Origin of the sequence: Agarivorans sp. 2_MG-2023, from assembly GCF_030548085.1 — a bacterium.
In the GTDB taxonomy this organism is placed as follows: Bacteria; Pseudomonadota; Gammaproteobacteria; order Enterobacterales; family Celerinatantimonadaceae; genus Agarivorans.
This window is the reverse complement of sequence record NZ_JAUORQ010000007.1, coordinates 239,498-253,726: the sequence shown is the minus strand read 5'-3', so window position 1 is coordinate 253,726 and position 14,229 is coordinate 239,498. Positions and strand designations below refer to the sequence as shown.

Sequence of the window (14,229 nt, the reverse complement as noted above, 5' to 3'; positions counted from 1 at the left end):
AATTGTTTAATTATGATGAGCGATTATACAATATTTGTATGACAAATGTATTGGCTAATAGTGATTTTGAGATTTAGACCAATAAAAAGTAGCTAACCATTGCGCTTCCGCCAGATATGGCACATAAGCTTAAAGAAAAAGCCCGCATCCACTGTTGTGGTAGTCGTTTGCCATAACGGCGACCCACCCATGCTCCGCATAGCGCAGCGGGGATTAGCGGCAAGCTTGCTTGGAAATGTGCTAGCGACATAAAACCAATAGAGAGCTGCACTATCAAAGACATTATGCAGCTAGTGACAAAAAACGCCGATAAGTTTGCCCGTAAATAACTGGCTTGTTGATGCTGTAAAAGCAGGGCCATTGGCGGCCCGCCAATCGAGCTACTGGTACCCATAAATCCAGACATAAATCCCGCTAAAGCCAAACGCTTTGGGCTTGGGGTTAAACGTATGGGGAACAAACTAATCGCAACGGCAATCAGTACCGATAAGCCTAGCCAAAAAGACAGCTTACTAAGGTCAGCCCATAACAGCAGCGCGCCGCCTGCAATTGATCCAGGAATTCGACCTAATATGGCGGCAGTTAAGCCTTTAAAAGAGATACTGGCTCGGTGTTCAAAAGCACTTAGGGTAGATACAACCAACGCTACAATGACCACGGGACCTGGTACATAAACTGGTGAGAGCAAAAATAACAGAGGAGCGGCAATGACCGCTAAACCAAAGCCAATGGTGTATTGCACCAACGCACCAACAAAGATAAGTAAACAAGCTATAGCTGTGATCACTTTGCCACCTCTTATTCCCGCTTTGAGGGAGCAAAGTGGGCAATATTGATAAATGCTGTTCGGTGTTTAGTTAACTGAACATATCGTTTGTTGCTGGTGGCTAAGTGTGGCGAGCTCAATTAAGGCTATTACGTCACTGGCTTGCTGAGCGTTTACTGCCAAGGTTTCACCCTTAGTCACTGCTGCTACAAAGTTATCATAAAAAGCCAAATAATTACCTTTTATTAAAGGCTTATGCACAATAGCTTGACCCGCTAAATGAATTTCGCTGCGATTGGCGTCTTGGCCAAAAATACGCGCCTTGGCCGACAAACCTGCTGCCAACTGTTGCTCTTGTGGATCCATGCCCCATTTGGCATAAGAGCCTTTGCTGCCATGCAGTTGAAAGCGTGGCCCTGGTTCTACCATTAAAGAGTTGCAGCTAAGCTGTACTTTTTTGTCGGGATAGATGAGGTGTAAATCAAAACAATCTGGAGTTACCGCGCCCTCTCGCTGGGTGGCGATGTGTGCCCAAAGTTTTTTCGGTTTTCCAAATAAGCACAAACTTTGGTCAATAAGGTGAGCACCTAAATCGTAAAGTACCCCACCACCCTGTGGGTCTAACTCTTTCCAGCGCTGCTTTACCACTGGGCGGTAGCGATGAAAGTGTGCCGCATAGCTATGAATGCTGCCTAAGCTTTGATTAGCAATGAGTTGTTGAATGGTTAAAAAATCGCTATCCCAACGGCGGTTGTGGAACACACTTAGGCATTTACCTGTTTCGTCGGCAACTTGTTGCAGCTGCAAACACTGTTCGCTATCAATGGCTAAGGGCTTTTCTACAATCACATGTTTGCCGGCTTTCATTGCTTGCTCGGCTTGTTGAGCGTGCAGCGTGTTGGGGCTAGCAATGACCACCACATCAATCTCTGGATGAGCCAATACCTCATCTGGGCTTAAGCACTGCGCGTGTGGGTAACTGTCGGCAATTTCTTGTTTTCTTGAGCTAGCAATGGCAAATAATGAAAGTTGTTCGCAGGCGGTAATTAACGGGGCATGAAATACCCGTCCAGATAAACCAAATCCAATAATACCAACGTTTAACATACTTGCTCCTAGTCGCTTTAAGGTAAAGGAATGGTAGCCAGCTTAATGGTCTCAGGTTGCTGGCGTATTACCGAGAGTAACCAAAGTTTGTCACCGTCGCTGGCAATAGCTTGAGCGGTATCCTCTTGGGCTAATGCAATCACATTAAGTACTTGCCCAGATTCAGGCTCTATCTGCAATAAACTGCTATAGCGAGAACTCAAGGCGTACCATTGGCCTTGGTGCCAGGTCATGCTGCCAATTTGATATTGAGCCAAGCTAGCTTGCTGTTGCTCTGTAATCTGTAAATCAAATTCGTCTTGCTGCTGGCCATCACGATCTGCGCGGTAGCAACGTTTTAAGCCTTCGCGCTCACAGGTATAAAATAGCCCCGCCTTGGGATCCCATACTAAACCCGCGGTTTTATGGTGCAAGCCTCCGCGTAGCCATTTACGTTTATCAACAAACTTCCAGCGTTGCTGGTGAGCTTCAAAATAGAGTAAGCGGCCATCACCAGAAATACCAATTAAGTGTTCATCAAGCAAGGCTAGATCGGCGATATCGCCGCTGGCAGGCAGCGGCTCTAATTCTGCACTGGTTAATTGCTGATTAAGATAAGCGAGTTGTGCTGAGCCATTCACCAAAACAGTTTGCGGGGCCAGTGTGCCAACCAACCAGCGTTGTTGATTCGGTAGCCACAAAAGACTAGAAGCATTGGCGATACCATCAATTTGCGCTTGAGGCTCTGGTGTTAGTGTTTTGCTTGCCAATGGACTGTCTTGAAACTGACTGCTTGGCGGCGGGAACATGACTAAACCGACAAGGGTTCCGATCATCAATAAGGCAATTAAGCCAATAACTTTAAGCATCTAGAGTCAACCTTGGCGGGTAATAAAAGGGTGAATATTGGCCATTTTAGTGGGCAGCTTTTGCCTGATAATGGCTTAAAAACATCGTAATAGCGCTATCGACAATTTCTTCAGTTTGCTCGGGTGACGGCATCGGTGAGCGACTAATAATTTGCGGCCAAAAGCACTGTCCTTTAATCAATGACATAAACTGAGTACATGCCAGTGAAGAATTGTCGGTGTTTAATAAACCCTCTTTTGCCGCGCTTTCAAACCAGTTGTTAATACTGTTTTCTAAGGTCGACATTTGCTGCATGGTGGCCACCATTTGCTCAGGCATATGAATCGCTTCTGCAATTACTAAACGTGCTAAGGCAATAAACTCTTGGTCGGCAAATAAGGCCAGTTCTTTATTGGCGAGTTCTCTCAGCTGTTCGCTTAAGCTTCGCTGGCTAGCGAATTCCATCTTAGTTGCCGCAGAAATGAGCTCTAGCATTAAGCTCACTATACCCACAAACAGTGCTTGTTTACTGGGAAAGTGATTGTACACCGTACGTTTGCTCACTTGGGCAACTTGAGCCACGCGATCCATGCTGGTGGCAGCATAACCGGCTGCTTTAAATTCGCTAATCGCAGCATCAATAATTTGAGTGCGCTTTTTCTGGCTAAGAGTCATCAATAATTCGTTGTATTACCTTGGCAACATTGCCGCGAGCTTATTCTATCAAATTTGCTGAATAGGTGGGGTGAGAAAAAGCAAATTACGAGTACAGAATCTTCATTAAAGTTTCATGGCCGCGAATGGAGCCTGCGCCAAAATAGTTGGGTGATTAACAAGATAAAAGAGCGGTTATGAATAATTTTACTGATCTACCGTTAGCTAAATGGGTAAGTAATAATCGACGATTATCGGCACGCAAAAACCGACTTCCGCCGACATCGCGTTGTTATTACTTGGTATTTAATGCAGCTCCGCAGCCTGGTTTAGTGCTGGTTGCGGAATAGTTATGTTGAAACTAAAACCTTGTTCAATTTGCGTTTCTACCTGCAGTTGCCACTGTAGTTTTTGAGTGATGAGGTTATACACAATGTGCATGCCTAAGCCGCAGCCGCCATCACTTCGGGCGGTGGTGTAAAAGGGTTCAAAAATGTGGCTTAAAGTTTCCTGGCTAGCACCTTTACCGTCGTCTTTAATACAAAGCTGTGCGCCGTTACTTAGTTTTTTAAGGCTGATGAAAATCGCCCCTTTACGACGTCCAGACTCAAAGCCATGCAGTAAGGCGTTAGCAAATAAATTGGTCATCACTTGGGCGATGGCACCGGGGTAGGTAAACAAGACGATATTTCTGTCTAAATCAGTGTGTAGCTCAACGGGAGTTCCTTTCAATTGATGCTGCAAGCTACGCAGTACTTTTTCAATATAATCGGCTAAGTTGATATTACGTTGTTCTTCGTAGCTTTGGTCTACGGCGACTTGCTTGAAGCTGGTTATTAGCTCGGCGGCGCGCTGGGCGCTACTGATGATGATTTCGCTGGTATTACCGGCATCTTCTATAAACTTCTCAAAATTTGATTTGGTGAGTTTTTGGTTGGCCATCAATTGAGCCAGCTGAGCAATTTGCTCTTTAAGGTGGCTAGCGGCCAATAAGCTATTACCCAGCGGGGTGTTAATTTCATGTGCTACACCGCTAACTAAACTACCTAGGGCCGCCATTTTCTCGCTGAGTTCGACCTGCTCTTGGTATTGCTTTGTATCATCCAGTAAGCGCTGATGATCGATAATATCGGCGATTTGCGGTGCCATAAATTCTATAAACTCGGCATGCACCTCTTCGGTGAGCGCCACCAAATACCCAAAGCTCTGTTGGTCATTTTTTAGTTCACTAATGACCCATAAACCACGGTGTACGTCTGGGCTTATCGCCCGGTTAAAAGCGGCTGGTAGGGTTTGATGTGATTCTTCAATGTTCAAATGGTGTGGATGTAGGCTATGGGCTATATAGTTTAGGCTTTTACCCTGCTCGGAGCGCTGATGTTGGTATATATATACTTCGGGAATGCCTAATTCATTAAGCGTGTCTTGCGCCGCGCTAAGAATGTTATCTAGCCCTTGTCGTTGGTGTAACAAGCGGGTTACCGCCAAGCGTTGCGCATTGCTGTCTCGCTGTTGGATTAACAGCCGGCGTTGCTCATCGTTGCTGTGTAAGGCCGAATCTTTAACAGGGGCGCCAGTACTCGCACGAAACCTTGCCATGGTTTCTAGTTGATATTGCAGTTCTAATTGGGTGCCCTGAAGGCGGTCTGAGATGAGCTGGGCGGCTAAAGCCCCTGCTCGTTGCGCTGGGTAAATAGCGGTGCTTAAGCTGGGGCGAATGGCATCAGCATATTCAAAGTCATCAAATCCGGTCACCAAAATTTGTTCTGGAATGGCGATTTGTTGTCTATCCAATTCTTCAATTACGCCTTTGGCGCTCAGGTCGTTTACACACATAATCGCATCGGGAATACGCTTGTGTTGTTGTAGCCATTGCTTGCACAAAGCAGCAGCGCAAACGGGCGTCATATCGCCTACCAAGTGCTGTTGCTCGGGCAGGTTTAATCCATGTTCGGTTAAGGCGTCTTTAAAGGCATTGAAGCGTTGTTGTGAATCAAAATTAACCTTGGGTCCATCAAGATAAACAATGTCTTTACAGCCTCGCTCTAGTACGTGTTGGGTTAGTTGATACATACCGCTGTAGTTATCAACTAATACTGAGGGAATATTGTCTAATACAGAGCCTATATTGATGATCGGAAGGGTATCCAAAGCCTCGAGTAAGGTTTGCATTATCTCGGCTGAGGTTTTGTAACCTACGCCGCCACCATAAAGAATCACGCCATCTATCGCTAGGCTAGGAATTTGTTTGATAAGCCATAAGTCGCTATCGGAAAACTGCTCTGCCACCGGCAAATAACCAATCGGCATAAATAAACAACTATAGCGCTGGGGATCTAAACTTGCCTGAATGCCTCGAATCACTTGTTGATCGATAGTTTGCGACAGCGTAGGCAATATGATGGCAATACGTTTTTTCATGAATATTAACGATTTTTCTAGTTATGCTATTCAATGTATCAAGTGTTAGTGATTTTGCTGTGATTTAGCTAGGAGAATTGTTATTAAATTGTATTGTAAATGGCAAAGCATAGCCGAGCTCACTGTTAAGTCGCTCGGCTAATCATTAACTTACAATTGGCATTACACGGTTACGGCCTAAGCGTTTGGCTTCGTAGAGCTGAGTATCTGCGGCATCTACAATCGCTTTTGATTTACTCACAACGTTGTACTCTGCCACGCCAAAAGAGCAGGTAATATTGTCGATCCGCTGATTAGAACGCCTATCTTTAAGGCTTAATTTTTCTATTGCTCTGCGTATTGATTCAGCTAAATGCCGCGCAGAACGCAGGTTCGATTTGGCGCAGATAATGGCAAATTCTTCACCGCCAATGCGATAAGCTTTAGCTCCCTCTCGGCAGGCTTCGGTGATTCGTTTTGCAACAATCTTAAGCACTTGATCACCCAATACGTGGCCATAGTTGTCGTTAAAGGCTTTAAAGTGATCAATATCGGTCATAATAATACATAGACCTTCCGGGCTGGATTCAATCACATCTTTAAAGTCGGCATCAAAGGCTCGGCGGTTAAGTACGCCAGTTAGTGCATCGTATAAGGCTTCTTTTTCTGTTTCTTTTAACTGAGTTTTAAGGTTCTCAATTTCAGCTTGAGCTTTACCTAATTGAGAGTTGAAAAAGTCGGTACTTTGGCGAATGTTGGTGGCGTCATCAATAAGGTTGCGCACTAGGCCAAGCACTTGTTCAAGCGGAATGCCGTCTTCTTCAATGCGGTTTAATTTAGCAAAGCTTTTATCAATGCTCGATTGAAAGGCATTAGCATCGGAACCCGTGTCTTGCATGGTTTGCGACAGCTCGGTCGCCATAGCTTCTAGGCTTTGGCGCATGCTTTTCATATCTAGCTCGTCTTGGCTGGCGATATGGTTTTGGTACAAGACTTGGCTGCTGGTGGTCGGTACCGTGTCGTACTCACTGATTATTTCGTCGATGGCGGCGTTAAGCTCTGGGTTTTGATCATCAACGTATAAATACCACAAGGCATAGTTGCTGGGTGTGGCAGGAATTTGATGTTTCATCATCAAAGGCACTGCTTTTTTTAAATTTAGCGTGGCTTTCTTTAAAATTTTCTCGCTCATAAGAGCTCCATCGATACTGGGTTGTTTACTGCTACCTTGCGTTTCCAGTATTGGATCATGCAAACAACATTACTTAATCAAATATTTATATATCCGAGTTTGAGGCGGCTTAAGAAGCCTCTGGGCATTGATATACATGTGCGCTAACTAACTCTGGCTCAGCAGTACTTAACGGAATCAACTGTACAGCGTTGCCTTTTAAATCAAAAACGCGTTGGCTTAGCTCTTGTTTGCCGTTATCGCTTTCTAAACTTTGTGGATCAACGTTAAAAACTCCGAGAATATTGCAATCCACTACATCGGTAGAACTTTCGGTAATCATTACGCCTTGGTTTTGCTCAGGAGCAGAGCTAGAACAAGCGCTCAATAGGGTGATGGCGCTAGCTACAAATAAGGTTTTTTTCATTACGCTTCCTACAATTTCAAAAATAAGTAAACAGAGGATTTTTATCTTATCAACAGCTTAGTAAATTTTACTCAGCTATGAAAACAATTTACCGCTTAATTTTAACTCAGCCATTGTAATGAATGTTGTGCAGAACGTTTAGAGACAGCAAATGCTGCAGGGAGACTAAATAGACGGCATAAAAAAGCCCAGCCTTTGAGGCTGGGCGTATGCAATGTCGAATGCCAGTAATTACTTACCGATTAAAATTCGTAGCATGCGACGAAGTGGCTCTGCAGCGCCCCAAAGTAATTGGTCACCAACAGTGAATGCCGAGATATATTCTGGGCCCATTGTTAGTTTGCGGATGCGGCCTACAGGCACACTTAAGGTTCCGGTTACTTTAGTTGGAGTAAGCTCTTGTGCCGATAACTCACGGTCATTCGGAATCACTTTTACCCAATCATTGTGAGCGGCTAAAATTTCTTCAATTTCAGCCACTGGAATGTCTTTCTTCAGCTTAATGGTAAGCGCTTGGCTATGACAACGCATGGCGCCAATACGAACACAAATACCGTCGATAGGTGTTTGGCTATCACTTGTACCCAAAATTTTGTTGGCTTCAACTTGAGCTTTCCATTCTTCCTTACTTTGGCCACTAGCCAGAGGCACATCAATCCAAGGAATTAAGCTACCCGCCAGTGGCACACCGAATTGATCGGTAGGGAAATCGTCACTGCGCATTTTGTTAGCTACTTTGCGATCAATGTCGAGAATAGCTGAAGCTGGGTCAGCAAGTTCTGTGGCTACATCGTCACGAATGTCGCCCATTTGGCTGATGAGCTCACGCATATTGCGGGCACCAGCACCAGAAGCCGCTTGATAAGTCATTGGGCTTACCCATTCGATTAAGTCTTTCTCGAACAAGCCGCCAATCGCCATTAGCAGTAACGAAACGGTACAGTTACCACCTACGTAGGTTTTCACACCATTACTTAAGGCATTGTCAATCACGTCACGGTTAACGGGATCTAAAACAATGACTGCGTCATCTTCCATACGCAGCGCCGAGGCAGCATCAATCCAGTAACCGTCCCAACCGCTTTCGCGCAATTTAGGGTAAACGTCTTTGGTATAATCACCACCTTGACAGGTGATAATGGTATCCATGGCTTTTAGGCTGTCGATATCGAAGGCATCTTGCAAGGTGGTTTCGCCGGTGCCCACATCTGGGCCAGCAATACCTACTTGAGATGTACTAAAAAAAACCGGAGCTATGTGGGCAAAATCGCTCTCTTCGCGCATACGCTGCATTAACACGGAACCCACCATGCCGCGCCAACCAACCAAACCTACTTTCATGGTCCGTTTATATCCTTTATTTTATGATCTTTTGTGTTTGCTTTTAGACTAAACAAATTTGCCTGTCCAATCTTTGAGATTACCATCGGCAAGCCCTTAACACTAGCGCTTATCAAACTAAATTGAGCGCTTTTCGACCACTGTTTGAGCAAAATACCACTCAGTATAATTAGATATTGCTTGCTGGAAAGTTGACCACTTTGGGTGATTGTCGCTGGTCTTCACCAATCGTAATATTGCGGCTGCGGCGTTTGCCCTGTGAATAGCGGTCGTAGGTGGCGTCGGTAATGCCCATGTCTTGGCAAAATTCTACAAAGGCGGCAAAATCTTTGCCGCTAAAGGCATTGTCTACACGGGTAAGCTGACTGTCGATGTAGGCTTGAGTACCATTAAAGTTGATATTGGCGCAGGCGTCGTAGGGTTGACCGTACTCACTAACACGAATAGCACGCACCATTTTTATTTCAAATATCCAATCGCCGACTCGAATACAACGTTGATCAAACTGTTCCATTTTTACTTCCTTAAATGAATGCCGTTGCGAGATAGGGGAAATCGCTCGCTATCAAGGCTTAGTGCCTTACAGCACAAACTGAGCCAGATATTTAAGGCTTTAAAGATCAATATCTTAGTAAGACAAAAGGCATTTGTTTGTCGCTAATCGGCGACAGGTGACTAAAAAAACGCATTTTATTTGTTGGTTACTAGCAATAAATGTTTACGGTGTCACATAAAAACAAGGATTTAGTGACCTTTTGTGTGAACTAGGCGGGCTGTCTCTAATTGGCGACAGTGGGATTTTTGTCCATCTCTGGCATTATAGGCGGCTGTTTTATTAAGAACCATGCTAGGGATAGGTGTTTGATTAATTTTCGCGCGCTAGTGTCAATTAGGCGACTGAGCTTTTGGGCTTTGGCAACCTTAGGTTTGCCTTTATTACTCAGCCTATCATTGGCTTCTTATTACTTGCAGCAAGTGTCTATGCAGGGGCAGCATACCGCATTTTTGGCGGCAAAAGTGGTCTCTGGCAGTAAACGCATTGATGAGTCTTTACTGGATTTAGAACGCAGTGCTAGGCAGTTTCGGGTGGTGGCCGACCAAAACCTACTCAAGCTTTATCGCCGCCAATGGCAGCGAGTATCTCGCGCCTTAATTGAACAACGAGAAAACACCGAAGATCCTGATTTATTGGCCATTGTTGCCGAATTACAGCAGCAATTGCAGTCCTTACAAGAGTTAATGGAGCGCCCTCAGCCCTTACAAAAAATTGCGCTTAATCAGCAATTTTCGCGCTTTACTGAGCTGAGCCGTAACTTTGACCTGCGCAGCCAAACGTTGATTAATGAACTGGCCATGGATTTACAAAACAATACTCAGCAAGCTCAGCAGCGCTTGTTGCTTAGCATGATTAGTTTGCCGTTTGCCTTAGCGGCTGCAGTGTTGTTGGTGCTAGTAATTACTCGGCCGTTGCAGCAACTAAGGCCACAAATAGCTCGGCTTAAGTCGGGTGAGTTTGATCAAGCGATTAAGGTGAGTGGCGCTACCGAGGTAATGGCAATTGCCGATGCGCTAGACGATATGCGCTTGCGTTTATTGAGCTTAGAGCAGCAAAAGACTGCCTTTATTCGGCATATTTCGCATGAGCTTAAAACGCCGTTAGCGGCTATTCGTGAGGGGAACGAGTTACTTTACGATAACAGTGCCGGGCCACTAAATCCTCAACAGCAAGAGATAACTGAAATTCTTCGAGAAAGCAGTTTACGCCTGCAGCAACTAATTGAAGCCTTACTCGACTTTAACTTACTGCTCGATACACCTGGTGAGCAAGTTCATCATCCGGTGGATTTAAAGCCGCTTATGGAAAAAGTGCTGGCGACGCATCGTTTGAGCTTATCTAGCCGCCAACTACAGGTTAAATTAGAGCTTAGCCAAGCTGCGGTATTAGCCAATCAAGAGCAACTGAGGGTAATTATTGATAATCTGTTATCCAATGCGATTAAGTTTTCGCCAGAAGGTGGGCTAATTAAACTTGGTGCGTTTTCTACGGTGAGTGGGGTGAGCGTATACATTGATGACCAAGGCGAGGGCATTGATGAAGAGCTACAACAGCGAATTTTTCAGCCCTTTGTGCAAGGTAAGTCTGCCAAAGACCCGCGGCTTAAAGGCAGCGGCTTAGGGCTGACTATTGCGAAAGAATTAGTTGAACGACAACATGCTAACTTAAACTATCAGCGATTAGATAAAGGCAGCCGATTTGTTGTAGAGGGATTACAAGGAAGCGAATTAGATGAAAGTTAAGATGTATATAGGCTGGATGCTTTGTTTAGCTTTGTCTGGCTGCCAACTATTACAGCCTAATAATGAGGTGGTGCCAGTTAACGACGCCCTAGCCATTAAGGTGGGTGAATTTGACCCTGCCGCTTATTATTTACGCTTAAACGAACTAAGCGAAGACCAAATCTTTAATGAGTTAGAACTGCTGAACTTAGACCCTGAATTGGGTAATAACGGTATAAAGCTAGGATTACTTTACGCCTATAAGAAGTCGCCGGTTAAAAATCCACATCGCGCCCATGCGGCCTTTAATCGTGCGGTTATTACCAACAATCCTTATGCGAAACACGGCATGATTGTGGCGCTAAATGACCAGATTTTAGATGGTTTGCGTTGGCAGCATAAATACGAAGATTTAGGCTCTAACCAAGAGCAGCAACAAATATTATTGCAGCAGCAAATTGCGGCATTAAAGATGCAGTTGGAAGAACTCACCAGAATTGAGCAGCAATTAAATGAACGAAATTAATCACCAAGGTGGCAATATTTTGGTTGTGGACGATGATCCCAGCCTATTACGCCTTATTAGCTTACGTCTGCAATCTGCAGGTTATCAAGTACATGCAGTGGCTAGTGCCAAAGCCGCCTTAGCAGAATTAGAGAGTTATCCAGCCCAACTGGTGATTAGTGATGTACGCATGGATGGCATGGATGGTTTGGCTTTGTTTAACGCTATCAAGCAGCTTTATCCTAGTCTGCCAGTCATGCTATTAACCGCTCATGGCAATATTCCTGATGCCATTGCGGCTACCCAACAGGGTGTATTTGGTTATTTAACCAAACCTTTTGATAGCCAAGAGTTGCTGGCTAAAGTCGCTGATGCTCTGCGTTTGCAGCCTAGTGTATCGGAAGACAATAGCAGCAGTGATAAAGCCGCTTGGCGAAGCGACATTATTAGCCGTAGCCCAGTGATGGAAGTGCTGATTAAACAAATTCAGCAAGTGGCGCCGAGCGATGTAAATATCATGATTCAAGGTGAAAGCGGCTCGGGTAAAGAGTTGCTGGCTAAGGCTATTCACCAAGCAAGTATGCGTAACTCGGGCCCATTTGTGGCAGTAAACTGTGCTGCTATCCCTGAAGGTTTGTTTGAGTCAGAGCTATTTGGTCACGCCAAAGGGGCATTTAGTGGTGCCGCGCATGCGCATCAGGGCTTATTTCAGGCGGCTGAAGGTGGCACCTTATTCCTTGATGAAATTGCCGATACCCCGCTAAGCGTGCAAGTTAAGTTATTGCGAGCCTTGCAAGAGCGTGAAGTTCGCCCGGTGGGCTCAACCAAAAATATCCCGGTGGATGTGCGGATTGTGTCGGCCACTCACCAAGACTTATACCAAGCGGTGCAGCAACAAGAGTTTCGCGAAGATTTGTATTATCGCCTGAACGTGGTTGAGCTGGGTTTGCCGCCATTAGTGAAGCGCAGAGAAGACATCCCTTTGTTAGTGCATCACTTCAGCCAACAAATAGCTGAGCGCCAAGAAATGACGATTAAAACTTACTCACCAGAAGCCATGGCGAGCTTAGTGGCGGCGCGCTGGCCAGGTAATGTGAGGCAGTTAATGAATGTAGTAGAGCAGACCAATGCGCTATCTACTGGGCCGTTAATTCCGCAGCAATTGGTACAACAAGCCCTGCGTGAAAAAGCCGAACTAGTGAGCTTTTCACAAGCCAGAGACGAGTTTGAGCGAGGCTATTTAGCGCGCTTGTTGCGCCTAACTCAAGGTAATGTGAGCCAGGCGGCGCGCTTAGCGATGCGAAATCGTACCGAGTTCTACAAACTACTGGAGCGCCATCATCTGCGCCCCGAGTCGTTTCGCGCTTAAACGTGCTTTTCGTTAAAACGATCCACAATGACTGCACAGGCTGCATCGCCAGTGATATTCAGTGCGGTACGAATCATGTCGAAAATACGGTCTAAAGCAAATAGCAGAGGTAGGCCTTCAATAGGAATGCCTGCTGCTAGCAGTACCGCTACCACCAAAAATGAAGGGCCTGGTACGCCAGCTTGTCCAATAGCGCCCAAAGTTGCAGTGAAAATAATCGCTGCATAGGCGGCAATGCCTAAATCTACTTGGAACATTTGGGCAAAAAATACCGCTACTAAACCATAGTAAATTGCGTTTCCGCTCATGTTAATGGTGGCGCCTAAAGGCAGCACAAACGAGGCCGTTGCTTTAGAGATTTTGAGCTCTTCTTCTACCACTTCCATGGTGACTGGCAGTGTTGCCATAGACGATGAGGTAGACAGTGCAACTGCCTGTGGCTTTTTCATGGCGCTCATAAATTCACGTACTGGCATTTTTGAGAATAGCTTGATGGTCAGTGGGTAAAAGATGAAGCCATAGATAAGAATGGCCGCAACATATACGCCAAATAACTTCGCGACTAAGCCCAACATAGCAAAGCCGAAGGTACCTACCGATTCAGCCATTAGGCCAAATACGCCCAGTGGCGCAATTAACATTACAATGTTAATCATCCAAATAAAGGCACGAATGATGGTGTCTAGGCCACCCATTATCGGCGCGGTTTTATCACTAGGTTGCTTAGATAAAGCAATACCAAAGAACAAACAAAACACCATAATTTGTAGGATGTTAGCGTCCATTAATGAGGCAAAGATGTTTTCTGGAATCATGCCAATAATGGTTTCCATTACACCTGGTACGCCGCCTTGGTCGGCATATTCATTAGAGAACATATCGCTGGCTTGGCTTAAATCTAAACCGGTACCCGGCTGGAAAATAGAGCCCATGACTAAGGCGAGTAATACCGCTACTGCTGAAGTCGCCATAAAGAAGCCAAAGGTAGAAATACCAATTTTACCTGCTGCTGGGCTATTACCTAGGTTTGCCGCGCCGGCAATAATCGATACGCCAATCAGTGGAATAACTAGCATTTTGATCAAGTGAATGAAGATTGCACCTAGCGGGGCAAATATGGCGGCTTGTTCGCCCATGATGGCACCAACGATAGTACCTATGATCATCGCGACGATGACTTGCACGCCAATGTTTTTATAAAGCGGTTGTGTTGCGTCCATCAATTTTCCTGTTATGAATAGTGTTATCAGTGCTTTTGATGGTCGCGCATTGTACTGTATAAACTGATTTTGAGCATCAATTATACTGATATTTATTTTTAAGGTGGTTTTTTATATCTCATTGGTAGTGAATGTTCGTGCTTAGTACTGAAAAGGCTTTGAGT

The 14,229-nt window shown here is 45.2% G+C and carries 13 protein-coding genes; 3 read left to right on the top strand and 10 right to left on the bottom strand.

Translation table 11 applies throughout. From position 1 onward, the window contains the following. Positions 1–73 precede the first annotated feature (73 nt). The 9 genes from Q4549_RS12880 to Q4549_RS12840 all read right to left on the bottom strand — a co-directional run bounded on the left by Q4549_RS12880 (position 74) and on the right by Q4549_RS12840 (position 9,208). The gene (locus Q4549_RS12880; RefSeq protein WP_303552357.1) at positions 74–787 is read right to left on the bottom strand and encodes a sulfite exporter TauE/SafE family protein; all 714 of its coding nucleotides are present in this window, start codon (positions 785–787) and stop codon (positions 74–76) included. Between the two features lie 66 nt (positions 788–853). Beyond that, the gene (locus Q4549_RS12875) at positions 854–1,873 is read right to left on the bottom strand and encodes a Gfo/Idh/MocA family oxidoreductase (RefSeq protein ID WP_303552355.1); all 1,020 of its coding nucleotides are present in this window, start codon (positions 1,871–1,873) and stop codon (positions 854–856) included. Between the two features lie 17 nt (positions 1,874–1,890). After that, entirely contained in the window at positions 1,891–2,721 is an 831-nt protein-coding gene (locus Q4549_RS12870) for a hypothetical protein (protein WP_303552352.1), read from the bottom strand. Between the two features lie 46 nt (positions 2,722–2,767). Then, the gene (locus Q4549_RS12865; RefSeq protein WP_303552349.1) at positions 2,768–3,376 is read right to left on the bottom strand and encodes a TetR/AcrR family transcriptional regulator; all 609 of its coding nucleotides are present in this window, start codon (positions 3,374–3,376) and stop codon (positions 2,768–2,770) included. 285 nt (positions 3,377–3,661) lie between these two features. Then, on the bottom strand, positions 3,662–5,776 hold the full coding sequence (locus Q4549_RS12860; RefSeq protein ID WP_303552346.1) for a substrate-binding domain-containing protein: 2,115 nt from the start codon (positions 5,774–5,776) through the stop codon (positions 3,662–3,664). Positions 5,777–5,921: 145 nt separating this feature from the next. Then, positions 5,922–6,947, bottom strand: a complete 1,026-nt coding sequence (locus tag Q4549_RS12855; RefSeq protein WP_137672574.1) for a GGDEF domain-containing protein — start codon at positions 6,945–6,947, stop codon at positions 5,922–5,924. Positions 6,948–7,056: 109 nt separating this feature from the next. Next, the gene (locus tag Q4549_RS12850; RefSeq protein ID WP_303552343.1) at positions 7,057–7,353 is read right to left on the bottom strand and encodes a lipoprotein; all 297 of its coding nucleotides are present in this window, start codon (positions 7,351–7,353) and stop codon (positions 7,057–7,059) included. Between the two features lie 231 nt (positions 7,354–7,584). Beyond that, entirely contained in the window at positions 7,585–8,694 is a 1,110-nt protein-coding gene (gene asd / locus Q4549_RS12845; protein ID WP_303552341.1) for an aspartate-semialdehyde dehydrogenase, read from the bottom strand. Positions 8,695–8,863: 169 nt separating this feature from the next. Continuing rightward, positions 8,864–9,208: a hypothetical protein gene (locus Q4549_RS12840; RefSeq protein WP_303516568.1), complete on the bottom strand. Its 345-nt coding sequence runs from the start codon at positions 9,206–9,208 to the stop codon at positions 8,864–8,866. A 347-nt stretch (positions 9,209–9,555) separates the two neighbouring features. On the opposite strand from Q4549_RS12840, the gene Q4549_RS12835 reads away from it, so the two are divergent. Genes Q4549_RS12835 through Q4549_RS12825 form a run of 3 tightly spaced genes read left to right on the top strand, consistent with a single transcriptional unit; the run spans position 9,556 to position 12,845 of the window. Then, positions 9,556–10,992, top strand: coding sequence for a HAMP domain-containing sensor histidine kinase (locus Q4549_RS12835; RefSeq protein ID WP_303552339.1), 1,437 nt, complete (start codon positions 9,556–9,558; stop codon positions 10,990–10,992). Beyond that, a complete protein-coding gene (locus Q4549_RS12830) occupies positions 10,982–11,497 on the top strand; it encodes a hypothetical protein (RefSeq protein ID WP_303516564.1) in 516 nt (171 codons plus the stop codon). The genes Q4549_RS12835 and Q4549_RS12830 overlap by 11 nt, the downstream gene beginning before the upstream one ends. Then, complete coding sequence (locus Q4549_RS12825) at positions 11,484–12,845, top strand: sigma 54-interacting transcriptional regulator (RefSeq protein ID WP_274595105.1); 1,362 nt, start codon at positions 11,484–11,486, stop codon at positions 12,843–12,845. Before Q4549_RS12830 ends, Q4549_RS12825 begins: the two co-directional genes overlap by 14 nt. On the opposite strand, the gene Q4549_RS12820 is transcribed toward Q4549_RS12825, so the two are convergent. Continuing rightward, entirely contained in the window at positions 12,842–14,065 is a 1,224-nt protein-coding gene (locus Q4549_RS12820) for a dicarboxylate/amino acid:cation symporter (protein WP_137672568.1), read from the bottom strand. The two genes, Q4549_RS12825 and Q4549_RS12820, sit on opposite strands and share 4 nt — an antisense overlap. Positions 14,066–14,229: the final 164 nt, after the last annotated feature.

Bases quoted from the DNA above. Each gene is read 5' to 3' on its own strand.
- Q4549_RS12875 (WP_303552355.1), bottom strand. From the start codon at position 1,873: ATGTTAAACGTTGGTATTATTGGATTTGGTTTATCTGGACGGGTATTT.
- Q4549_RS12870 (WP_303552352.1), bottom strand. From the start codon at position 2,721: ATGCTTAAAGTTATTGGCTTAATTGCCTTATTGATGATCGGAACCCTT.
- Q4549_RS12865 (WP_303552349.1), bottom strand. From the start codon at position 3,376: ATGACTCTTAGCCAGAAAAAGCGCACTCAAATTATTGATGCTGCGATT.
- Q4549_RS12860 (WP_303552346.1), bottom strand. From the start codon at position 5,776: ATGAAAAAACGTATTGCCATCATATTGCCTACGCTGTCGCAAACTATC.
- Q4549_RS12855 (WP_137672574.1), bottom strand. From the start codon at position 6,947: ATGAGCGAGAAAATTTTAAAGAAAGCCACGCTAAATTTAAAAAAAGCA.
- Q4549_RS12850 (WP_303552343.1), bottom strand. From the start codon at position 7,353: ATGAAAAAAACCTTATTTGTAGCTAGCGCCATCACCCTATTGAGCGCT.
- asd (WP_303552341.1), bottom strand. From the start codon at position 8,694: ATGAAAGTAGGTTTGGTTGGTTGGCGCGGCATGGTGGGTTCCGTGTTA.
- Q4549_RS12840 (WP_303516568.1), bottom strand. From the start codon at position 9,208: ATGGAACAGTTTGATCAACGTTGTATTCGAGTCGGCGATTGGATATTT.
- Q4549_RS12830 (WP_303516564.1), top strand. From the start codon at position 10,982: ATGAAAGTTAAGATGTATATAGGCTGGATGCTTTGTTTAGCTTTGTCT.
- Q4549_RS12825 (WP_274595105.1), top strand. From the start codon at position 11,484: ATGAACGAAATTAATCACCAAGGTGGCAATATTTTGGTTGTGGACGAT.
- Q4549_RS12820 (WP_137672568.1), bottom strand. From the start codon at position 14,065: ATGGACGCAACACAACCGCTTTATAAAAACATTGGCGTGCAAGTCATC.